Origin of the sequence: Rhodococcus sp. NyZ502, assembly GCF_041464245.1 — a bacterium.
Taxonomy (GTDB): Bacteria; Actinomycetota; Actinomycetes; order Mycobacteriales; family Mycobacteriaceae; genus Rhodococcus_F; species Rhodococcus_F qingshengii.
This window is the reverse complement of sequence record NZ_CP167155.1, coordinates 2,462,283-2,483,882: the sequence shown is the minus strand read 5'-3', so window position 1 is coordinate 2,483,882 and position 21,600 is coordinate 2,462,283. Positions and strand designations below refer to the sequence as shown.

Here is a 21,600-nt window from a genome sequence, read left to right as displayed (position 1 = left end):
CCCGGAAAACGACTCCGGCCCAATGCCGCGCTGGTTCAACGTAATTGAACCGGCGCGGCATCAGGCCAGTGGAGACGTGGAGCGTGAAACTGCGAATTACGCGGTTTCGGTGATCGGACGATCGACCCAGCTCATCAGGTCGCGCAGCTTCTTGCCGGTGACCTCGATGGGGTGCTCGGCGTTGGCCTTGCGCAGGCCCTCGAGCTCGGTGTTGCCGTTCTCGACGTTGGCAACCAGACGACGGGTGAACTCGCCGGACTGGATGTCGGCCAGGATCGCCTTCATGCGCTCCTTGGTGTCGGCGTCGATGACGCGCGGGCCGGAGAGGTATCCACCGAACTCAGCGGTGTCGGACACCGAGTAGTTCATGCGGGCGATGCCACCCTCGTACATGAGGTCGACGATGAGCTTGAGCTCGTGCAGAACCTCGAAGTACGCCATCTCGGGTGCGTAGCCGGCCTCGACCATGACCTCGAAACCGGTCTTGACCAGTTCCTCGGTGCCGCCGCAGAGCACGGCCTGCTCGCCGAAGAGGTCCGTCTCGGTCTCTTCCTTGAACGTGGTCTTGATGACGCCTGCGCGGGTTCCGCCGATGCCCTTGGCGTAGGACAGAGCGAGAGCCTGGCCTTCACCCTTGGGATCCTGGTCGATGGCGATGAGCGCGGGAACGCCCTTGCCGTCGACGAACTGACGACGCACCAGGTGGCCGGGGCCCTTGGGGGCGACCATGCCGACGGTGACGAACTCCGGAGCCTTGATCAGGTCGAAGTGAATGTTCAGGCCGTGACCGAAGAACAGCGCGTCGCCGTCCTTGAGGTTCGGCTCGATGTCATTGGTGAAAATGCTCGCCTGCGCGGTGTCAGGTGCGAGCACCATGATGACGTCGGCCCACTCGGAAACCTCTGCCGGCGTACCGACCGTCAGCCCCTGCTCTTCAGCCTTCTCACGCGACTTCGAGCCTTCCTTGAGGCCGATGCGCACATCGACGCCCGAGTCACGCAGGCTCAGCGAATGGGCGTGGCCCTGGCTTCCGTAGCCGATCACAGCAACCTTGCGGCCCTGAATGATCGACAGATCGGCATCGTCGTCGTAGAACATCTCGACTGCCACAGTTCTCAACCTCTCCTTGGATTTTTACGTGTCTAAAAGTACTAGCGGGTGGCCGTGATCGACTTCGGCCCTCGACCGACTGCCACGACCCCGGACTGAACGATCTCCCGGATACCGTACGGATCAAGCATCCGCAGCAGTGCATCCAGCTTGGACCGAGTACCGGTCGCCTCGATGGTGACGGACTCCGGAGAGACGTCGATCACCTTGGCGCGGAACAGGTTCACCGTTTCGATGACCTGCGTGCGCACGCTTGCATCAGCGCGCACCTTGATGAGCACGAGCTCGCGAGCGACGGATGCTTCACCGTCCTGCTCGACGATCTTGATGACGTTGATCAGCTTGTTGAGCTGCTTCGTCACCTGCTCGAGAGGGAACTCGTCGACCGTGACGACGATGGTCATACGTGAGATCTCGGGGATCTCGGTTCCGCCCACCGCAAGGGATTCGATGTTGAATCCGCGGCGGGAGAAAAGTGCGGAGACGCGAGCCAGCACGCCTGGCTTGTCCTCGACGAGAACACTGAGGGTGTGACTGGTGCTCACTTCTGATCCTCCCCTGTGCCCGCGGCGGGTCCGGCTTGCTCGCGTGACATGGCTTCGTGGATGACGGCGGGCTCGGCAACTGCCTCGTCGTCGTCGAACAGCGGCCGGATGCCCCGGGCCGCCATGATTTCGTCGTTGCTCGTTCCGGCAGCGACCATCGGCCACACCTGTGCGTCGGCGGTGACGATGAAGTCGATCACGACAGGCTTGTCGTTGATGGACTGCGCCTCACGGATCGCAGCTTCGACATCTTCTTCACGCTCGACACGAATTCCGTGGCAGCCCAATGCTTCTGCGAGCTTCACGAAGTCCGGGATGCGGATGGCGCCGTGCGTTCCGAGGTTGGTGTTGGAGTAGCGCTCTTCGTAGAAGAGTGTCTGCCACTGGCGCACCATGCCGAGGTTGCCGTTGTTGATGAGGGCAACCTTGATCGGAATACCTTCGAGTGCGCAGGTTGCGAGTTCCTGATTGGTCATCTGGAAGCAGCCGTCGCCGTCGATCGCCCACACCTCGGTGTCGGGCATGCCCATCTTGGCGCCCATGGCTGCGGGAACCGCGTACCCCATGGTGCCGAGCCCGCCCGAGTTGAGCCACGTGCGCGGCTTCTCGTAGCCGACGAACTGCGCGGCCCACATCTGGTGCTGACCGACGCCGGCGCAGTAGATGGCATCCGGTCCGGCGAGCTTGCCGACGGTCTGGATCACGTACTCCGGGCTCAGCTGACCGTCGGTGGGACGGTCGTAGCTCAGCGGGTACGTACGACGGATGTCGTTCAGGTACGCCCACCACTCGGTGAGGTCGAACGTGGTGCCCGTGGCCATGTCGGCACGGATCGCCTCGATGAGTTCGGTGATGACCTCTTTGCAGTCGCCCACGATCGGGACGTCCGCGTAGCGGTTCTTGCCGATCTCGGCCGGGTCGATGTCGGCATGGATGACCTTGGCGTCGGGCGCGAAGGAATTCAGCTGACCGGTCACGCGGTCGTCGAAACGCGCACCGAGGGTGATCAGTAGATCGCTACGCTGCAGAGCGGCGACTGCGGCAACGGTGCCGTGCATTCCCGGCATACCGCAGTTGAGGTCGTGACTGTCCGGGAACGCGCCGCGGGCCATCAGCGTGGTGACGACGGGGATACCGGTCAGCTCGGCCAATTCGAGCAGCTCCGGCGAGGAGTCGGACTTGATGACGCCGCCACCGACGTACAGAACCGGCGACTTGGCGTCGGCGATCAGACGTGCAGCTTCACGAACCTGCTTGCCGTGCGGCTTGGTCACCGGGCGGTAGCCCGGCAGACGCATCTCCGGCGGCCACGAGAACGTGGTCTGCGACTGCAGGATGTCCTTGGGGATATCGACCAGGACGGCGCCGGGGCGACCGCTGGCCGCGAGGTAGAAGGCCTCGGCCATGATGCGCGGGATGTCGATCGCGTCGGTGATCAGGAAGTTGTGCTTGGTGACCGGCATCGTGATGCCTGAGATGTCGGCTTCCTGGAAGCCGTCGGTACCGATCAGCGAGCGCGCCACCTGTCCGGTGATCGCCACGATCGGAACGGAGTCCATCTGCGCGTCGGCCAGCGGCGTGACCAGGTTGGTCGCACCGGGACCCGAGGTAGCCATGCAGACGCCGACCTTGCCGGTCGCCTGGGCGTAACCGGTGGCAGCGTGGCCTGCACCCTGCTCGTGGCGCACGAGCACGTGGCGAACCTTGACCGAATCGAAGAGTGGGTCGTAAACCGGGAGCACGGCACCGCCGGGAATGCCGAATACCGTGTCGACCTCGAGCTCTTCGAGGGCTCGAACCACAGACTGCGCGCCGGTTACCCGCTCAGGCGGGAGCTGGCGACGGTTGGCCGTCTGGGTTGCGGCAGCCGCGGTTGTCGGGCTCGGTGTCCCTGACTTGCGCGGCGTGGGTTGAGGCCGTGCTGTTGGTGCGCTCACTGGGAAATCCTCTGATTCTGGCTCCGGGCAACAAAAAACCCCCGTCAGCATCTGCTGAGCGAGGGTGGCGCGTCGTTATCTGGTGAGTTGAGAAATCGACTCAGGCGACGACGCGCCGGCCGATTACGAGCAACTCATTCTGTTTCACGCACTCGACAGTAGAGGCGCTAGTCGCGAACGGCAAACTTGGTGAGTCGACCGTCCCAGAATCTGAGATACATCGGCTGCAATGCGAAGATGTAGAGGTGTCAACTTCGCAGCAGCCCGTGCCACCGGCTCAATCATCCCACACGCCGAAACCACTTCGGCACGTCATCCGCATTTCGCAGCTCGCTTACATGGCGTGCGCGTTCCTTCTGTTCGCGGTCAGCTTCCCGATCTTCGGGTGGCCCGTCGCCTTCAGCTGGTTGCTGATCCTTCCGATCATCGCCGTCTATCTCGTCGCGCGACTGCGCACCACCGTCAGCCCTGACGGCCTCGAGGTCCGCTCGACGTTCTCCAAGCGCACCCTCGCCTGGGACGACGTCAAGGGTTTCCGCTTCCCGAAGCGGAGTTGGGCGCGCGCGGAACTCACCGACGGAACCGAGGTGACCCTGCCTGCGGTCAGCTTCGTCAGGCTTCCCGAGATCGCGATCGCCAGCGGTGGCCGCATCACCGATCCCTACGCATCCGCCGCAGAAGCCTTCGCCGCCAAGGAAGCCGAAGAGGAAGAAGCAGCTGCAGAAGCAGAAGCAGAATCCGAGGTCGCCGAGAACACACAGGACCAGCCCGAAGAGAAGCGCCCGTAGCACGCGAGTAGCGTTGAAAGGCCCTCGCTTCTATTTGAGTGGACCAGCAACGATCACATAAGGAACACGCCCATGCCCCCGTTGAGGTCACGCACCACCACCATCGGACGTAATGCTGCCGGAGCCCGATCCCTGTGGCGCGCCACAGGAATGACGGATTCCGACTTCGGAAAGCCGATCGTCGCCGTAGCGAACTCGTACACCCAGTTCGTACCCGGCCACGTGCATCTCAAGAACGTGGGCGAGATCGTTGCCGAGGCCATCAGTGCGGCCGGCGGCGTCGCTCGTGAGTTCCACACCATCGCAGTCGACGACGGCATCGCAATGGGCCACGGCGGAATGCTCTACTCGCTCCCGAGCCGCGAGATCATCGCCGACTCGGTCGAGTACATGGCAAACGCCCACACGGCCGACGCACTGGTGTGTATCTCCAACTGCGACAAGATCACTCCCGGCATGCTCAACGCTGCAATGCGTCTCAACATCCCGACCGTCTTCGTCTCCGGCGGTCCGATGGAGGCCGGTAAGGCAGTGGTCGTCGGCGGCGTGGCCCAAGCCCCCACCGACCTCATCACCGCGATCTCCGCCTCTGCCAACGATGCCGTGTCCGACGAGGGCCTCGACGAGGTCGAGCGCAGCGCGTGCCCGACATGCGGGTCCTGCTCCGGAATGTTCACCGCCAATTCCATGAACTGCCTGACGGAGGCCCTCGGCCTCGCATTGCCGGGCAACGGCTCCACGCTGGCAACTCACAAGGCTCGTCACGCACTCTTCTCTCGTGCGGGCACCACCGTGGTCGAGGCTGCCCTCAAGTACTACCGCGACGGCGACGAGTCGGTGCTGCCACGCAACATCGCGACCCCGGCAGCGTTCCGCAACGCGATGGCTCTCGACGTCGCCATGGGCGGTTCCACCAACACCGTCTTGCACACGCTGGCTGCGGCGCAGGAAGGCGAGGTCGACTTCGACCTCGACACCATCGACGCGATCAGCCGAAAGGTTCCGTGCCTGTCCAAGGTCTCTCCCAACTCGGACTACCACATGGAAGACGTCCACCGCGCCGGCGGAATCCCCGCCCTGCTCGGTGAGCTTCGCCGCGGCGGACTCCTCGAAACCGACGTGTCCACCGTGCACACCAAGAGCTTCGACCAGTGGCTCGACGACTGGGACATCCGCTCCGGCAAGGCAACCGACGAGGCAATCGAACTCTTCCACGCGGCTCCCGGCGGCGTGCGCACCATCGAACCGTTCTCCACGGACAACCGTTGGTCTGCCCTCGACACCGATGCGGCCGGCGGCTGTATCCGCGACGTCGAGAACGCCTACACCGTCGAAGGCGGCTTGGTTGTCCTGCGTGGCAACATCGCACTCGACGGCGCAATACTCAAAACGGCCGGCATCGACGAGGAACTGTTCTCCTTCCAGGGCCCGGCGCTCGTCGTCGAATCCCAAGAAGAAGCCGTCTCGGTCATCTTGCAGAAGAAGATCAAGGCCGGCGACGTTCTCGTCGTGCGCTACGAAGGCCCCAAGGGTGGCCCCGGCATGCAGGAAATGCTGCACCCCACTGCCTTCCTCAAGGGCGCAGGCCTCGGTAAGGAATGCGCGCTGATCACCGACGGTCGTTTCTCGGGCGGAACCTCCGGGCTGTCCATCGGTCACATCTCCCCCGAGGCTGCCGCAGGCGGAATCATCGGTCTCGTCCAGAACGGCGATCAGGTTCGCATCGACGTCGCCTCGCGCACGCTCGAGATCCTGGTCGACGACGACGTCCTCGCCGAGCGACGCGCGAAGATGGAGGCCTCGGAGCGCCCGTGGCAGCCGGTCGATCGTCAGCGCACCGTGACGACAGCACTGCGCGCCTACGCCGCTCTGGCGACGTCCGCCGACAAGGGCGCGGTTCGCTACGTTCCGTAAGTTCTGCCACGAATCGAAAAAATCCCCGGCCGCTTTTCGGCCGGGGATTTTTTCTGTCAGCGCTCGTGCGGCTCGAGACGCCCGTAGCCGATGTGACAGTCACACAAGGTTTTCGGGCAGCCGCACGTGCGGCAACCAACTCAGCTCCACGAGAATGCTCGCCAACGGGCCACGACAGAGGGTCGACAGAGTCGGGTTCATGTCACCTCGGAGAAGAACGCGGGACCGACTGCGTCCGAACACGCCATACTTCCTCCGGTGTTGTATGAGCTTGAACCACAACCCAATCCGATCATCCCGTTGCCGACACACTCTGCCACGACGCGTGATGGACGCTCGACCGGATCCAGGTACGCGGTGGTCCTCTCGTTTGTCGCCCCGATACGGGTGAAATGGGACGTGCTGGTACAGCGACAGTGCAACTCATCGACAGCAAGACCGACCGACAGGTACCGAATAACCGGGCGACACGCGGAGCACCAACGGAACGATATGAGCTATCAGACATTTCAGACCGAATCGCGCGTCCGGCTCGTGAGCGAATTCACTTGGACGTAGGGTTTCAGACACCAGCTGATCAATTCAGATACATGAGGGGGGATGACTTTCAGTCAGGTGATCATTTCGGTCAGTTCGAGCGAGCCGACTTGCACACGGCGCTCACCAGTGGTTCCCTCATCAGGTCGCTGAGACGCACATCACAACGACGACAGTCAGCCACCGCCCGTCACCCACAAGGTCGACGGGAAACAACCAAGGAGCAATACATGCCCGGAGTCGGCATATGGCGCACCAAATCCGTCGAGCAATCGATCGCGGACACCGACGAGCCTGAGACAAAGCTCAAGAAGGAACTGAACGCGAAGGACCTCACGGTATTCGGAGTCGCCGTCGTCATCGGCGCAGGCATCTTCACGCTGACTGCTCGAACCGCAGGCAATGTCGCAGGACCCTCCATTTCACTGGCATTCGTTCTCGCTGCCATCGCCTGTGGCCTCGCCGCGCTGTGTTACGCGGAGTTCGCCTCCACCGTCCCCGTCGCAGGCAGCGCATACACGTTCTCCTACGCCACGTTCGGGGAGTTCGCCGCCTGGATCATCGGCTGGGACCTCATTCTCGAGTTCGCTCTCGCCTCCGCCGTCGTCGGCAAGGGCTGGTCGCTGTACCTCGGCAACGTCATCGGGGCCAGCGGAAGCACCACCGCCCACATCGGTTCGATCAGCTTCGACTGGGGCGCTCTGCTCATCATCGGCGCGATCACGCTGATCCTCGCGATCGGCACCAAGGTTTCCTCGCGAGTCTCCGCGATCATCACCGCGATCAAGATCGCAGTAGTCCTGCTCGTCATCGTCGTGGGCGCGTTCTACATCAAGAAGGAGAACTACTCCCCCTTCATCCCGCCGTCCGAAGGAACCGAGAGTTCTGCAAGCGGAATCCATCAGACCCTGTTCTCCTGGCTGACCGGCGCAGGCGGAAGTAGCTACGGCGCTTACGGATTGCTCGCCGCAGCCAGCCTCGTGTTCTTTGCCTTCATCGGTTTCGACGTCGTCGCCACCACCGCCGAGGAAACCAAGAACCCGCAGAAGTCGTTGCCGCGAGGAATCTTCGGCTCGCTCGCCATCGTCACGGTTCTCTACGTTGCCGTCACGCTCGTACTGACCGGCATGGTCAAGTACACCGAACTCAAGGACGGCAGTCCGCTGGTCGGCGATTCCAGCGCCACCCTCGCAACCGCATTCGAGGCCAACGGAATCGGTTGGGCACAAACCGCCATCAACTTCGGTGGCCTGGCCGGCCTCACGACAGTTGTCATGGTCATGATGCTCGGCCAGACCCGCGTCCTCTTCGCCATGTCCCGTGACGGCCTCATGCCGCGCAGCCTGGCCAAGACCAACGCCAAGGGCATCCCGATGCGCATCACGTTGATCGTCGGTGGCATCGTCGCCGTCCTGGCAGCCTTCTTCCCGATGGGCACGCTCGAAGAGATGGTCAACATCGGAACGCTGTTCGCCTTCGTCCTGGTTTGTGTCGGTGTCATCGTCCTTCGCCGCACCCGCCCCGACCTGCCGCGCGGATTCCGCGTCCCGCTGGTGCCGTTCGTTCCGATCGTCGCCGTGCTCGCCTGCGGTTGGCTGATGCTCAACCTCTCGGTCGAGACCTGGATCCGGTTCCTCGTCTGGATGGCCATCGGTGTGCTCGTGTACTTCGCCTACGGTCACCGCAAGTCGGTCCTCGGTCGCAAACTCAAGGACGGAACCGCCATCCCGTCCGCGAACGCCGACCCGGTACTCGTCAAGGACTGATCCTTCATAAACGAACCGCCGCTCTCCGATTCGGAGAGCGGCGGTTCGTTTTGTTCGACGGCGCGAGTATCAGATGAGCGGATTGGCACCGTTCAGGAAGATCCAGGTGCAGACGCCGGCAGCGATACCGAGGATCAAAACCACGAGCGATCCGATAAACGGACGAGTTGCCCAGCCACGACGACCGTCGAGCGCAATACGACCTGGTCCCGTCAAAATGATGACGCCCGCACAGATTCCGAGCAGCATCTCGTACTCGGTCCCGGCCGGGGCGAAGTACTCCAGGCCGGGTGCGCTCGCCTGACGCAGCGCCCACGCATTGATCATCACCGCCAGAACCGACGCTGCCGCAACGGGAGTCAGCAACCCGAGGATCAGGAGGGCGCCACCTGCGACTTCACCGACGGCGCCGAGTATCGCCATCCACTTCGCCTGCTGGAACCCGGCGTCCGCCAGCATCGACTCGAACCCGTTCAGCCCCGGCCCGTTCCAGATACCGGTCAACTTCTGCAGACCGTGCACCAACGCAGTTCCACCGACGGCCAATCGCAGTGCAAGCAACCCGAGGTCGAGAGTGCCTCGGCCCCGCGGAGACTCAGTTGTACCTGCCACGGCTTCGGCGGTGGGGACGGCGGCGATCGGAGCGTCGTACGCCGTCTCACGCTCGAGAGCCACGGTCGGCTGATCCGCGCCAGGTGCTCGGTATGTCGGTATCTGTTCGGTCAGGGAGTTGGCGTTCGTGGAACCGAAATCGAGATCGTCGTCGGTCCGCGGCAACGGATTCTTGGCGCTCACCGTCGGAAATTGTTCGGTGGGCGAATCATACGGACTGGACACATTGCCCGTCGGCTTGTCCGCATCCGACAACTCGCTGGGATCTTTTCGCTCGTCAGTCACGTAGGTGAGCCTATGACCGATTCACGAACTCGACGGGGAACCTTGGTCCGGCGTGGCGGCATCTGCCGTGCATTACGTAACGTCTTGGGCATGACTACGGGTAGGCATGCAGCGCTGGGCGCACTGGCGCTGGTGCTCGGGACATCGTTGCTCGCAGGTTGCGCCGACTTCGACGAATCGACTGCCTCGCCGTTCACACCCGAACCGACCAACCAGGCCAGCGCGGAAGTGCAGCCGGAGAACCCGCCGCCGTCGACCACGCCGCCGGCGCCGCGGACCGGCCCCCTCGGACCGTGTCAGGATGCCGACACCGCCGTGATCGCAACCTGTCTCGACACCACGGGTGGGCTCGTCACACTCCCGGACGGGAACTCCGGACTGGTTGCCGAACGGCGGACCGGCCGGATCATGCAGGTAGCTCCCAACACAACACCGGTCGAGGTAGCCAAGATCGACGTCGACGGCAGCGGTGACGGCGGCCTGCTCGACATCGCACTCTCCCCCACGTTTGTCGAAGACAACCTGATCTATGCCTACGTCACCACCGGAACGGACAACCGGGTGGTCCGCATCGCTCCGGGTGACACCGCCAAGGAGGTCCTCGGTGGAATCCCGCGCGGCGCGAGCGGCAACGGCGGGTCACTGGAGTTCGCGGCCCCGGACCAGCTCATGGTTCTGACAGGCGATACCGGAAACCCCGCGGTTGCTCAGGATCCCGCCTCGTTGGCGGGGAAACTCTTGCGGGTCCGATCGCTGACACCCAACGCTGCGCCGCCTCGCCCGGAAGTTGTTCTGTCCGGAATCGGAAACGGCGGCGGCGTGTGCGTCGATCCGGGAATCGCGACGTGGGTCACGGACCGAACCACTCTCGAGGATCGCCTCCAACGCGTCGGCGCCGACGGCACGGTGACATCCCCCGCGTGGACGTGGCCCGACCGACCCGGAGTCGGCGGGTGCATCGCGGCGCAGGGAGTGGTAGCTGTCGCGCTGGGGGCCGGCAAAGCGATCTCGGCGCTGGCCGTAGATCCAGGAACAGGTGCCGTCACGACCGCGCCGTCGGCAGTGGCGAAAGACACGTACGGCCAGCTGGGCGGTTTGGCACTCGGATCCGACGGTTTGATGTGGGCGAGCACGATAAACAAAACCGCGGGCGAGCCGGGTCCGAACGACGACAAGGTGGTCAAGATCCCGATGCCGAGTGGCAGCGGCGGGATCGACTGAGCCGCCATGTCTGTTCGGTCACGGATCCCGTGACCGAACATGCACAGATGCGTACTCTTTTGTTAGCGGGGCTAAACACCACGCATTTGCCAGGACCGGTTGGCCCAACCACGACAAAGGAGTCGGTATGAAGGCAATCCAGTACACGAGAATCGGCGCAGAACCCGAACTCACGGAGATTCCCAAACCCGAGCCCGGTCCAGGTGAAGTGCTCCTGGAAGTCACCGCTGCCGGCGTCTGCCACTCGGACGACTTCATCATGAGCCTGCCCGAGGAGCAGTACACCTACGGCCTTCCTCTCACGCTCGGCCACGAGGGCGCCGGCCGGGTCGCCGCCGTCGGCGAGGGCGTCGAAGGGCTCGACATCGGAACCAATGTCGTCGTCTACGGACCCTGGGGCTGTGGCAACTGTTGGCACTGCTCGCAAGGACTCGAAAACTACTGTTCTCGAGCAAAAGAACTCGGCATCAATCCTCCTGGTCTCGGTGCACCCGGCGCGTTGGCCGAATTCATGATCGTCGATTCACCTCGCCACCTCGTCCCGATCGGCGACCTCGATCCGGTCAAGACGGTGCCGCTGACCGACGCCGGTCTGACTCCGTATCACGCGATCAAGCGTTCACTGCCGAAACTTCGCGGTGGCTCGTACGCCGTCGTCATCGGTACCGGCGGTCTCGGCCATGTCGCCATCCAACTCCTCCGCCACCTCTCGGCAGCAACCGTCATCGCACTCGACGTGAGCGCGGACAAGCTCGAACTGGCAACCAAGGTAGGCGCTCACGAAGTGGTTCTGTCCGACAAGGACGCGGCCGAGAACGTCCGCAGTATCACCGGAAGTCAGGGCGCCGCACTGGTTCTCGACTTCGTCGGCTATCAGCCCACCATCGACACCGCGATGGCTGTCGCCGGCGTCGGATCGGACGTCACTATCGTCGGGATCGGCGACGGGCAGGCCCATGCCAAAGTCGGGTTCTTCCAAAGTCCTTACGAGGCTTCTGTGACAGTTCCGTACTGGGGTGCCCGCAACGAGCTGATCGAATTGATCGACCTGGCGCACGCCGGCATCTTCGACATCGCGGTGGAGACCTTCAGTCTCGACAACGGCGCCGAAGCGTATCGACGACTGGCCGCCGGAACGCTCAGCGGCCGCGCGGTTGTGGTCCCTGGTCTGTAGACCGACAGCGGCAAAACGACAGCGAAAAACACTGATGCCCGGCCGAATTCGATTCGGCCGGGCATCAGTGTCAGAAATTCAGTGTGCGCTAGCTGCACGCCTCGATGACAAGTTCCTTCACACGAGCCGCGTCTGCCTGTCCACGAGTGGCCTTCATGACGTCGCCGACGATCTTTCCGGCGGCCTGCACCTTGCCACTGCGAATCTTGTCCGCGATGTCGGGGTTCGCTGCGAGCGCTTCGTCGACGGCTGCCTTGAGCTTGGTTTCGTCACGTTCGACGACCAACTCCGGGTGGGCCGCGACAACCTGCTCCGGGTCACCCTCGCCGTCGAGGACGTGATCGACGACCTGGCGAGCCACTTTGTTGTTGAGCTTGCCGCTGTCGATGAGAGCTACGACCTGGGCAACCTGCGCCGGGGTGATCGGCAGAGCGCCGAGTTCGACGCCACGGGTGTTCGCCTGCTGTGACAGGTAGGACAGCCACCAGGAGCGCGCTGCCTCGGGCGAAGCACCGGCCTCGGTGGTCGCGATCACCAGATCGATGGCACCGGCGTTGACGAGGTCGCGCATGACCTCGTCGGAGATTCCCCAGTCCTTCTGGATCCGCGCACGGCGAATCCAGGGAAGCTCCGGCAAGGTACCGCGCAGTTCTTCGACCCACTCGGCGCTCGGAGCGACGGGCTCGAGATCCGGTTCCGGGAAGTAGCGGTAGTCCTCGGCCGTTTCCTTCCGGCGTCCCGCTGCGGTGGTGCCGTCGCCTTCCTGGAAATGGCGGGTCTCCTGGATGACCTCACCGCCGGCGTCGAGAACTGCTGCCTGACGGCGCATTTCGTAGCGAACTGCGACCTCGACGCTCTTGAGGGAGTTGACGTTCTTGGTCTCGGTGCGGGTCCCCAGTTCGGTGGAACCGATCGGCATGAGGGAGATGTTGGCGTCGCAGCGCATCGATCCCTGATCCATGCGGACGTCGGAGACGTCGAGGGACTTCAGCAGATCACGAAGCGCCGTGACGTACGCGCGAGCAACCTCGGGGGCGCGCTCACCGGCACCGTGGATGGTCTTGGTGACGATCTCCACCAAGGGAACGCCCGCACGGTTGTAGTCGAGCAGCGAATGGCTGGCACCGTGGATACGACCGGTAGCGCCACCCACGTGGAGGGACTTACCGGTGTCCTCCTCCATGTGGGCGCGCTCGATCTCGACGCGCCACGTCGTGCCGTCGTCGAGGATCACGTCGAGGTAACCCTCGGTTGCGATCGGCTCGTCGTACTGGGAGATCTGGTAGTTCTTCGGCTGATCCGGGTAGAAGTAGTTCTTGCGTGCGAATCGGCCCCACGGCGTGATGGAGCAGTTGAGCGCAAGGCCGATCCGGATCGCGGACTCGACAGCGGCTGCGTTCACCACCGGCAACGAACCGGGCATGCCCAGACAGACCGGGCACACCTGGGTATTGGGTTCGGCACCGAACTCGGTGGGGCACGGGCAGAACATCTTGGTCGCGGTGCCGAGTTCTACGTGCACCTCCATACCCATCACAGGCTCGTACTTGGTCAGTACTTCGTCGTAATCGAGGATGTCGGGCGCATCGACAGCAGTCATGGTGATCAGTTTATGCGTCTGCGGCTCAGCCGAAGAATGCGGCTGCCTCCTCGTAGCGCTCCTTGGGCACCGTCTTGAGTTTGCGGGTCGCCTCGGCGAGCGGAACGAGGTCGATGCACGTTCCGTGCAACGCGACCATCTGACCGAAATCTCCGCGGTGAGCTGCGTCGGTGGCATGAACGCCGAAGCGAGTGGCGAGGATGCGGTCGTGCGGCGTCGGGGTGCCACCGCGCTGAATGTGCCCGAGGACGGTGGTGCGAACTTCCTTGCCGATCCGGCGCTCGATCTCGTTTCCGAGCTGCTGCGCGACACCGGTGAAGATCTTGTGGCCGAACTCGTCTATGCCACCTTCGCGCAGGGTCATCGACGCGGGATCGGGCATCGCACCTTCAGCCACGACGCAGATGAAGTGGGAGTCGCCACGCTGGAAGCGCTTCTTGACCATCGCGCACACCTCGTCGACGTCGAACGGCTGTTCCGGAACCAGAGTCAGGTGTGCCCCCGACGCCAGTCCGGCCTGCAGCGCGATCCAGCCCGCATGCCGGCCCATGACCTCGACGAGCATGACGCGCTGGTGCGATTCGGCCGTGGTGTGGAGCCTGTCAATGGCGTCGGTGGCGACAGCCAAGGCGGTGTCGAAACCGAAAGTCACGTCAGTGCAGTCGATGTCGTTGTCGATCGTCTTGGGCACACCGATCACGGGTACGCCACTCTCGGAAAGCCAACTGGCCGCGGTGAGAGTGCCTTCGCCGCCGATCGGGATCAGGACGTCGATCCCGTTGTCGTCGAGAGTCTGCTTGATCTGATCGAGGCCCGCACGGAGTTTGTCGGGGTTCACGCGAGCGGTGCCGAGGATCGTGCCGCCGCGGGTGAGGATGCGGTTGATGCGGTCATCGGAGTCGAGCGGGACCTTGCGGTCCTCGAGCAATCCTCGCCAGCCGTCCCGGAATCCGACCACGGTACTGCCGTAACGACCGGCCGACGTACGTACGACGGCGCGGATGACCGCGTTCAAGCCCGGGCAGTCGCCGCCGCCCGTGAGGATTCCGATTCGCATAGTGCAGCACCTCTCGTGACCGGATTGTGGATCTTGGTGTCCATCTTCCCCCAGTCACGGTATTGCCGCAGGATAGCGGCGTTGCCGAGCCGCAACGCCGCGCCGCACGGGACCCCTAACCCGGCGTGACGAGCCCGCTTTCGTACGCCAACACGACTGCCTGGGCGCGATCGCGCAGATCGAGCTTCGACAGCACCTTCCCGACATGGGTCTTGACGGTCTGCTCGGCGACGAACAGCCGCTCGGCGATCTCGACGTTGGACAATCCGCGGGCGATCAGTTCGAGGACCTCGCGCTCACGCGGGGTCAGGGCGTCCAGCGCTGCGGGCCGTGCGCGCGGGGCCGCCCGCCGGCTGGTCACATCGGCAATCAGACGCCGAGTCACCGTCGGCGCCAGCAAGGCCTGCCCTTCGGCAACGACGCGTACCGCCCGAATCAGTTCCTCAGCCGGTGCGTCCTTGAGCATGAACCCGCTCGCTCCGACGCTCAGGGCCTCGTAGACGTAGTCGTCGATGTCGAAAGTGGTGAGCATGAGGACTCGCACCGGCGGTTCCCATCCGGCGGACAGAATCTGGCGGGCAGCGTCGAGTCCGTTCATCTCGGGCATGCGAACATCCATCAAGACCACATCCGGACGCAATCGCGCGACCTCGGCGACGGCGATCTTGCCGTCCGGCGCATCGCCGATCACGCTGATGTCGGGCTGGGCGGAGAGTAGGGCTCCGAACCCTTGTCGAACCATCGCCTGGTCGTCTGCGATGAATACTGTGATGGGCACTCGGACAGCCTAGGCGGGCATCGACGGCAACTCGGCCCGGACCTCGAACCCTCCGTCCTCGCGCCGGTTTGCCAACAGCATGCCGCCCACCGCCGAAGCCCGCTCACGCATTCCGCGGATTCCGTTGCCACCCGTGGTTTCCGACGCCGAGTGCTGATTGCCACCCAATGGCGAAGGTCCGTTGTTCACGAGCGCGCTCACCGATTGCGGACCGAAGGCCACGGCGACCTCGATGGGTCCGCCTGGCGAATGCCTGGCCGCGTTGGTGATCGACTCCTGAATGATCCGGTAGAGCGCAAGGCCCGTGGATTCCGAGACCGACGCTCGATCGCCGTCGACTCGCCACGATACCGGCAAACCGGCACGGGTACTGCCGAGCAACAGTTCGTCCAACTGGTCGACGCCCGGTTGTGGAGCCGTCACCACGGTGTCCCCGTCGCTGCGCAGGACTCCGAGGAGGCCGCGGATCTCGTTGAGCGCTGCTCGCCCTGTCTCACTTATCGATTCGAATTCGGTTCGGATCTCCGGAGTGACTGCATCGAGTCTGTACGGCGCACTCTGAGCTTGCACGACCACCATCGACATGTGGTGGGCCACGATGTCGTGCAAGTCGCGGGCGATCCGCGCCTTCTCCTCGAGGATCGTGCGTCGAGTGCGTTCGAGTTCACTGACTTCCTCCTGCTTGGCCAACTGGCGGCGCGAGAGGACCAACCAGCGGATCAACAGGCAGAAGACGACCAGTGCACTCAGCCCGACAGCCCAACCGGCGCCGTCGCTTCCCGGGGCGTTGCCGAGGAAGAGCAGCACCGTGGCGATCCAGGCGACACCGACAACCTGAATGGGCGCCCGCAGACTCACTGCGGCCAGCAACGACATCAGCACGATGATGTGGACGACCTGCCACGGGTAGTCGTAACCGGGAGTGTTGTCGAACACCAACGGGATGATCAACGCCGAGACCGCCGACACCGCCCACCCCAACGGAGCGTTGATCCGGATCAGGACGAACGGAAATGCAGCCAACGCGGCGACGAAGGGCATGATCGGCGGCGAAACATGATGCGTCAGTTGCAGTGTCGGCCAGGCAATCGAATAGAGGATCAGAGTGATCGCTACGATGACGATGTTCCAGAACTGACCGCGGGCCACGAAACTGGTTGCCCGGCGCACTTTCTCCGAATGAACGACCGCCCCGTCGAGGCCGGACAGCATCGACCCGGCGGTGGCGTATGTCGGCGTGGGCACATCCGGTGCACCCTTGTTCTTCCTACGGACCTTGATCACTCGTCAAGCCTATGAAGGCGAACCCCGAAAGTCCTCATACTGCAGAGTGAGATCCCCCTACCTCCGAGGTATCACAGGGGAGGGAATTCTCACCCGAATGCGCGTCGGAGAACCCCTCCACAGAGCGATGACCGTCAGGATTGTCCGTTCATAGCGTGAACGGCATGCGGATCACACGGGTGAAAGACATCTCTCGAAGCGCCGGCACCTGGGCTGCCCTGGCGCTGGCTGCAACGGCAGCGATCACGGTCACTGCCGGAGCGAGCGGAGCCCAGTCGCCGCGCACCGAGAATTCGAACGCATCCAGGGCGATCGCCACCGTGACTACTGCGGATGCCGCTGACGCTGCGACCACCATCCCGGCGGACTTTGCGGCATTCGCCGGTTACACCCCCGCCGTCGTCGACGGATACCTCGCCAATCCCCACGGCGACTGCTCGTCGCCGGTCCCACTTCCCGACGAATTCGACTCGGCCTGCAAAGCGCACGATCTCGGCTACGACCTACTCCGCTACGCGCATTCGCACGGAACGGAACTGGGGCCGTGGGCACGTCAGGTCCTCGACGGTCAGCTCGACCAGCGAATGCATGCCGCGTGTGAAGACCGCACGTCCTTTCTCTCACGAGGGTATTGCTTCGCGATGGCCGATGTAGCCGTCACGGCTGTGAACGGAAACTCCTGGCGCCAAAGCTATCTGACGCCGGTCGCGGAATCGGGATTCGGTTACGGCACGGCCGGTGTTCTGGCAGTCTCCGCCTTCGGCTTCACCCTGATGCGATCGCGGCGCCTCGACCCGTCGAACGAGTTCTCCTACTCCCCGAAAGCGATTGCAGCATGAGCGTTCTGAATGCGTCACGGACCCCCGTCCTCGCCCGAGTCGGGGCGCTCGCACTCCCCCGCGTGTCCACGAGCGTCGCCGTGGCAGCGATGTCCGCCATCTCGCTGGCTCCCGGACTCCTGCCGCGATCAGCCGTACTACAAGGGGTGTTCAGCGGTCTGCTCGTCGCGGCCGGACTACTGGCGATGTGGGCGTTCTCCGCGGTAGCCCGTCGGCTCGTCCCCGACCGGGTCAAGGCCCGATTCGACGAACGTCATTGGCGCATCACCGCGTTCGGGTTGTCGACTGCAGGCACCGCAGTTGCGATGTTCGCCGCCGCCGGTTGGCAGAACTCGTTGCGAGCGGCGATGGGCGCAACGTCTGCCGGACTTCTCCACTGGGCGGAGGCGGGTTGCATTGCAGCACTGACCGCACTTGGTCTCTGGGGCATCGGGGTCGGACTTTCGAAGGCGCTGCGGTGGATGGGTTTCGCGCGGAGTGTTGGCGCACTGGTCATGGGTGTTCTCGGAGTGCAGTTGGTAGTCGGTCCCGCCGTGTGGAACGGTCTTTCCGATTCGTTCGACAAGTCCAACGCGTACATCGACACCGCTCTGACACAGCCACTTTCGGCCTCCGCGACAGGCAGCTCCGAATCGCTCATCTCGTGGACCTCGATGGGTGCCGAGGGACGCAAGTTCGTCGCAGCAGGCGAAGACTCGGTGCGCGTCTACGCCGGTTTGGATTCGGCACCCGACACTGCATCACGTGCCGCTCTCGCGGTGAGCGAACTCGATCGCGTCGGCGGCTTTGCCCGCAACAGCGTCGTAGTGGCCGTTCCGACCGGATCGGGGTGGATCGACACGCATGCAGTCGACGGTATCGAGCAACGGTTCGGCGGCGACGTCGCAATAGTCGGGCAGCAATACTCCGACGCACCCAGTTGGGCGACATTCCTGTTCAGCCGCGACGACGCCGAAGAATCGGCAACCGCTCTGTTCACCGCCGTCGGCAGCCACATTGCCGCTATGCCCGCCGAGGATCGACCGGACCTGTTCCTCTACGGACAGAGCCTCGGCGCCGTCGGCGGCAGCGCCGCACTGTCCGAGGGCAGTCCCATCGTCCCGTGCGACGTGTTGTGGGCAGGTCCCCCGGCCGGCGCGACACGGACGGACGGCGCAACCGTCCTAGCGAACACGTCCGACCCGGTGGTGTGGTGGTCGCCTGCCCTCGCGACACAGAAACCGGATCTGAGCCGTGCCGTGCAAGATGCACCGATCCCGCAGTGGATCCCGGGTGTCACGTTCTTGCAGACCACCGTCGACATGCTCGGTTCGCTCGGTGTCCCCGCCGGTCACGGCCATCGCTACGGAACCGATCAGGGGACGGCCCTGAGGACTTGCTCCTGAAACTGCTGTGCGCCTTTATTAACCGCGGGGGGTTGATAAAGGCGCACAGCAAACAGGTCAGACTGCAGTTGCAATCGGGCCGCGTGCAGCTTCGTAGGCGGCACCGACACGGTAGAGGCGCTCGTCAGCCATGGCGGGCGCCATGATCTGCAAGCCCACCGGCAGGTTGTCGTCCGCGGACAGGCCCGAGGGCACCGACATCGCGCAGTGTCCGGCCAGGTTGGTCGGCAGCGTGCACAGGTCGGAGAGGTACATGGCCAACGGATCGCCGACCTTCTCCCCCAACTTCCACGGCGTGAATGGGCTGGTCGGCGAGACCAGTACGTCCACCTTCTCGTAGGCCTTGTCGAAATCGCGCGCGATGAGCGTACGAACCTTGAGCGCCGAACCGTAGTAGGCGTCGTAGTATCCCGAGGACAGTGCGTAGGTACCGATCATGATGCGGCGCTTGACCTCCGGACCGAAACCGGCGGCGCGGGTTGCCGCCATGACCTGGTCGGCACTCATGTTGCCGTCGTCGACACGCAGTCCGTAGCGCATGGCGTCGAAGCGAGCCAGGTTGGACGAGACCTCACTGGGCAGCACCAGGTAGTACGACGCGAGCGCATGCTCGAAGCTCGGGCACGAAACCTCGACAACTTCGGCGCCCAAAGCCTTGAGTTGCTCGACAGCAGCGTCGAAGGAAGCGATGACGCCGGGCTGGTAGCTGTCGGAGTGAAGTTCCTTGACCACACCGACTTTGACGCCGCGCAGGTCGCCGGCTGCACCTTCACGTGCCGCAGCGACCACCGGACGCACGGGGGCGTCGATGGACGTGGAGTCACGCGGATCGTGCCCGGCGATGACCTCGTGCAGCAGAGCGGTGTCGAGCACGGTGCGGCCACAGGGACCGCCCTGATCGAGCGAGGACGCGCACGCGACGAGTCCGAAGCGTGAGACAGTTCCGTACGTCGGCTTGGTTCCGACCGTCGCGGTGACCGCAGCGGGCTGACGGATCGAACCGCCGGTGTCAGTGCCGATGGCCAGCGGGGCCTGACGGGACGCGAGCGCCGCTGCGCTACCGCCGCCCGAGCCACCGGGGATGCGGGTGACGTCCCACGGGTTACGCGTCGGGCCGAAGGCCGAGTTCTCGGTCGAAGAGCCCATCGCGAACTCGTCGAGGTTCGTCTTGCCGAGGATCGGGATGCCGGCAGCGCGCAGCTTGGAGGTCAGAGTCGCGTCGTACGGCGCGACCCAGCCTTCGAGAATTTTCGACGCACAGGTGGTCGGCATGTCCGTCGTGGTGAAGATGTCCTTCAGCGCGATCGGAACGCCGGCGAGTGCCGAAGCGGGTTCGTTTCCGCCCGCGAGCGAGTTGTCCACTGCTGCGGCGGCTTCGAGAGCCTGTTCGCCTGCAACGTGCAGGAAGGCGTGGTACTCGGTGTCGACGGCCGCGATGCGGTCGAGATGCGCCTGCGTGACCTCTACCGAGGACACCTCACGCGAGTGGATCTTGCCGGCCAGCTCAGCGGCGTCCAGCGTGGTCAGATCGGTCATTCGCCCTCTCCAAGGATCTGCGGAACCGCAAAGCGATCCTGTTCGACTGCGGGTGCTCCGGACAATGCCTGCTCGGGGGTCAACCCGGGCACGATCACGTCGGGGCGCGTCACGTTGGTGACGGCATTGGGATTCGCCATGGGCGGGACGTCGTCGGCCGCAACCTCGGTGACCACCTTGACGTGGTTGAGAATCGAATCCAACTGACCGGCGAACTCGTCGAGTTCGGCATCGGACAGGGCGAGTCTGGACAGCCGCGCGAGGTGCGCGACCTCGTCACGGGAGATGGCAGGCACCGCGGGGCCCCTTTCGGAAGAGGACGTGAACATTGCCGGTCCAGCCTAGTTGCTCGCCGCGACAGACCTGTAAGCACGCCTGCTGTATCGAACGACGAGCACGCTCACTGTGTCGATCGCCACGCCGGATGCCCGCGGTGTGTTTCGCTCGTGTGACAAGCATGTGCATCCGGCGTGACGCCGCCGCGGCGCCCACCATCGCAGGTTGGGCAGGTGCAAAGATGAGTCAGGCCCGGGTCGACGTGATCCGGGCGAGAACCGATCAGCGAAAGGCACGCACGTGTCGTACCTGCTTCGCATCCAACTGCCCGATCGACCAGGCAGCCTCGGCGCGCTCGCCGTAGCTCTCGGATCCGTGGGCGCAGACATCCTCTCCCTCGACGTCGTGGAACGAGGTGACGGTTTTGCCATCGACGACCTCGTGGTCGACGTCGAACCGGGCGCGCTGCCCGACACCTTGATCACCGCTGCCGAGCATCTACCGGACGTGCTGGTCGATTCGATCCGCCCCTACGCCGGGATTCTCGACACTCACCGTGAGCTCGAACTCATAGATTCCGTTGCGACGGCCCGAAACGATCGACTACAGGTCCTCGTCGACGGCGCGCCGCGTGTACTGCGAGTCGGCTGGTGCGTCGTCGCGGACATCGGCAAGCACGGTGCGTACCGCGTCGTCGGTAGCGCCGGCGCGCCGGAAACCCACGCCACCGACATTCCGTGGATGCCACTGGACAAGCCCACCGCCCTCGACGGCGAGGCCGACTGGGTTCCGGACGTATGGCGCGACATGAACACCAGCCTCGCTGCCGCACCTCTCGGCTCCGGCAATCGAGTCCTCATGCTCGGTCGTCCCGGTGGGCCCGAATTCCGCCCTTCGGAGATAGCCCGCCTCGGCTACCTCGCAGGAATCGTGGCGACGGTACTGAGTTGACCAGG

At 64.2% G+C, this 21,600-nt stretch carries 18 protein-coding genes; 8 read left to right on the top strand and 10 right to left on the bottom strand.

What is annotated here, in order from left to right; translation table 11 throughout:
* Positions 1-96: 96 nt before the first annotated feature.
* From ilvC to ACBG85_RS11600, 3 genes are read right to left on the bottom strand one after another with little or no spacing between them, the layout of a single operon-like run.
* Positions 97-1,098 (bottom strand): ketol-acid reductoisomerase, encoded by a 1,002-nt coding sequence (gene ilvC, locus ACBG85_RS11610; RefSeq protein WP_030535412.1) that lies wholly within the window; start codon positions 1,096-1,098, stop codon positions 97-99.
* A 53-nt stretch (positions 1,099-1,151) separates the two neighbouring features.
* A complete protein-coding gene (ilvN, locus tag ACBG85_RS11605; RefSeq protein WP_003944718.1) occupies positions 1,152-1,655 on the bottom strand; it encodes an acetolactate synthase small subunit in 504 nt (167 codons plus the stop codon).
* Entirely contained in the window at positions 1,652-3,592 is a 1,941-nt protein-coding gene (locus ACBG85_RS11600) for an acetolactate synthase large subunit (protein WP_030535411.1), read from the bottom strand. Before ACBG85_RS11600 ends, ilvN begins: the two co-directional genes overlap by 4 nt.
* Positions 3,593-3,858: 266 nt before the next feature.
* Between ACBG85_RS11600 and ACBG85_RS11595 the strand changes: the two genes are divergently transcribed.
* From ACBG85_RS11595 to ACBG85_RS11585, 3 genes are all read left to right on the top strand, one after another.
* Positions 3,859-4,380, top strand: a complete 522-nt coding sequence (locus ACBG85_RS11595; protein WP_030535410.1) for a PH domain-containing protein — start codon at positions 3,859-3,861, stop codon at positions 4,378-4,380.
* Positions 4,381-4,452: 72 nt separating this feature from the next.
* Entirely contained in the window at positions 4,453-6,294 is a 1,842-nt protein-coding gene (gene ilvD / locus ACBG85_RS11590) for a dihydroxy-acid dehydratase (protein WP_007729361.1), read from the top strand.
* A gap of 767 nt (positions 6,295-7,061) precedes the next feature.
* Positions 7,062-8,597, top strand: coding sequence for an amino acid permease (locus ACBG85_RS11585; protein WP_372027527.1), 1,536 nt, complete (start codon positions 7,062-7,064; stop codon positions 8,595-8,597).
* Positions 8,598-8,666: 69 nt separating this feature from the next.
* Here the strand turns inward: ACBG85_RS11585 and ACBG85_RS11580 are convergent, their stop codons facing one another.
* Positions 8,667-9,494 (bottom strand): DoxX family protein, encoded by an 828-nt coding sequence (locus ACBG85_RS11580; RefSeq protein ID WP_003944742.1) that lies wholly within the window; start codon positions 9,492-9,494, stop codon positions 8,667-8,669.
* Positions 9,495-9,584: 90 nt separating this feature from the next.
* Between ACBG85_RS11580 and ACBG85_RS11575 the strand changes: the two genes are divergently transcribed.
* Together ACBG85_RS11575 and ACBG85_RS11570 are read left to right on the top strand one after the other, a co-directional pair.
* Positions 9,585-10,715, top strand: a complete 1,131-nt coding sequence (locus ACBG85_RS11575) for a sorbosone dehydrogenase family protein (RefSeq protein WP_372027526.1) — start codon at positions 9,585-9,587, stop codon at positions 10,713-10,715.
* Positions 10,716-10,842: 127 nt separating this feature from the next.
* Positions 10,843-11,889: an NAD(P)-dependent alcohol dehydrogenase gene (locus ACBG85_RS11570; RefSeq protein ID WP_372027524.1), complete on the top strand. Its 1,047-nt coding sequence runs from the start codon at positions 10,843-10,845 to the stop codon at positions 11,887-11,889.
* An 88-nt stretch (positions 11,890-11,977) separates the two neighbouring features.
* Here the strand turns inward: ACBG85_RS11570 and gatB are convergent, their stop codons facing one another.
* The 4 genes from gatB to ACBG85_RS11550 all read right to left on the bottom strand — a co-directional run bounded on the left by gatB (position 11,978) and on the right by ACBG85_RS11550 (position 16,608).
* Positions 11,978-13,489: an Asp-tRNA(Asn)/Glu-tRNA(Gln) amidotransferase subunit GatB gene (gene gatB, locus ACBG85_RS11565; RefSeq protein ID WP_007729370.1), complete on the bottom strand. Its 1,512-nt coding sequence runs from the start codon at positions 13,487-13,489 to the stop codon at positions 11,978-11,980.
* Positions 13,490-13,514: 25 nt separating this feature from the next.
* Positions 13,515-14,546 (bottom strand): ATP-dependent 6-phosphofructokinase, encoded by a 1,032-nt coding sequence (locus ACBG85_RS11560; protein WP_075832935.1) that lies wholly within the window; start codon positions 14,544-14,546, stop codon positions 13,515-13,517.
* 115 nt (positions 14,547-14,661) lie between these two features.
* On the bottom strand, positions 14,662-15,324 hold the full coding sequence (locus tag ACBG85_RS11555; RefSeq protein WP_007729374.1) for a response regulator transcription factor: 663 nt from the start codon (positions 15,322-15,324) through the stop codon (positions 14,662-14,664).
* 9 nt (positions 15,325-15,333) lie between these two features.
* The gene (locus tag ACBG85_RS11550; protein ID WP_166502152.1) at positions 15,334-16,608 is read right to left on the bottom strand and encodes a sensor histidine kinase; all 1,275 of its coding nucleotides are present in this window, start codon (positions 16,606-16,608) and stop codon (positions 15,334-15,336) included.
* Positions 16,609-16,772: 164 nt separating this feature from the next.
* Between ACBG85_RS11550 and ACBG85_RS11545 the strand changes: the two genes are divergently transcribed.
* Positions 16,773-17,447: a membrane protein gene (locus ACBG85_RS11545; protein WP_039973090.1), complete on the top strand. Its 675-nt coding sequence runs from the start codon at positions 16,773-16,775 to the stop codon at positions 17,445-17,447.
* Positions 17,444-18,832: an alpha/beta-hydrolase family protein gene (locus ACBG85_RS11540; protein ID WP_372027521.1), complete on the top strand. Its 1,389-nt coding sequence runs from the start codon at positions 17,444-17,446 to the stop codon at positions 18,830-18,832. Before ACBG85_RS11545 ends, ACBG85_RS11540 begins: the two co-directional genes overlap by 4 nt.
* 57 nt (positions 18,833-18,889) lie before the next feature.
* On the opposite strand, the gene gatA is transcribed toward ACBG85_RS11540, so the two are convergent.
* Both gatA and gatC read right to left on the bottom strand, forming a co-directional pair.
* The gene (gene gatA, locus ACBG85_RS11535; protein WP_007729384.1) at positions 18,890-20,368 is read right to left on the bottom strand and encodes an Asp-tRNA(Asn)/Glu-tRNA(Gln) amidotransferase subunit GatA; all 1,479 of its coding nucleotides are present in this window, start codon (positions 20,366-20,368) and stop codon (positions 18,890-18,892) included.
* Positions 20,365-20,664, bottom strand: coding sequence for an Asp-tRNA(Asn)/Glu-tRNA(Gln) amidotransferase subunit GatC (gene gatC / locus ACBG85_RS11530; RefSeq protein ID WP_003944747.1), 300 nt, complete (start codon positions 20,662-20,664; stop codon positions 20,365-20,367). Before gatC ends, gatA begins: the two co-directional genes overlap by 4 nt.
* A 280-nt stretch (positions 20,665-20,944) precedes the next feature.
* Between gatC and ACBG85_RS11525 the strand changes: the two genes are divergently transcribed.
* Positions 20,945-21,595, top strand: coding sequence for an amino acid-binding protein (locus ACBG85_RS11525; RefSeq protein WP_372027519.1), 651 nt, complete (start codon positions 20,945-20,947; stop codon positions 21,593-21,595).
* Positions 21,596-21,600: the final 5 nt, after the last annotated feature.

What these genes read in the sequence shown, in the direction of transcription:
- ilvC (WP_030535412.1), bottom strand. Translation starts at nt 1,098, where the DNA reads ATGTTCTACGACGACGATGCCGATCTGTCGATCATTCAGGGCCGCAAG.
- ilvD (WP_007729361.1), top strand. Translation starts at nt 4,453, where the DNA reads ATGCCCCCGTTGAGGTCACGCACCACCACCATCGGACGTAATGCTGCC.
- ACBG85_RS11585 (WP_372027527.1), top strand. Translation starts at nt 7,062, where the DNA reads ATGCCCGGAGTCGGCATATGGCGCACCAAATCCGTCGAGCAATCGATC.
- ACBG85_RS11575 (WP_372027526.1), top strand. Translation starts at nt 9,585, where the DNA reads ATGACTACGGGTAGGCATGCAGCGCTGGGCGCACTGGCGCTGGTGCTC.
- ACBG85_RS11570 (WP_372027524.1), top strand. Translation starts at nt 10,843, where the DNA reads ATGAAGGCAATCCAGTACACGAGAATCGGCGCAGAACCCGAACTCACG.
- gatB (WP_007729370.1), bottom strand. Translation starts at nt 13,489, where the DNA reads ATGACTGCTGTCGATGCGCCCGACATCCTCGATTACGACGAAGTACTG.
- ACBG85_RS11560 (WP_075832935.1), bottom strand. Translation starts at nt 14,546, where the DNA reads ATGCGAATCGGAATCCTCACGGGCGGCGGCGACTGCCCGGGCTTGAAC.
- ACBG85_RS11545 (WP_039973090.1), top strand. Translation starts at nt 16,773, where the DNA reads ATGCGGATCACACGGGTGAAAGACATCTCTCGAAGCGCCGGCACCTGG.
- ACBG85_RS11540 (WP_372027521.1), top strand. Translation starts at nt 17,444, where the DNA reads ATGAGCGTTCTGAATGCGTCACGGACCCCCGTCCTCGCCCGAGTCGGG.
- gatA (WP_007729384.1), bottom strand. Translation starts at nt 20,368, where the DNA reads ATGACCGATCTGACCACGCTGGACGCCGCTGAGCTGGCCGGCAAGATC.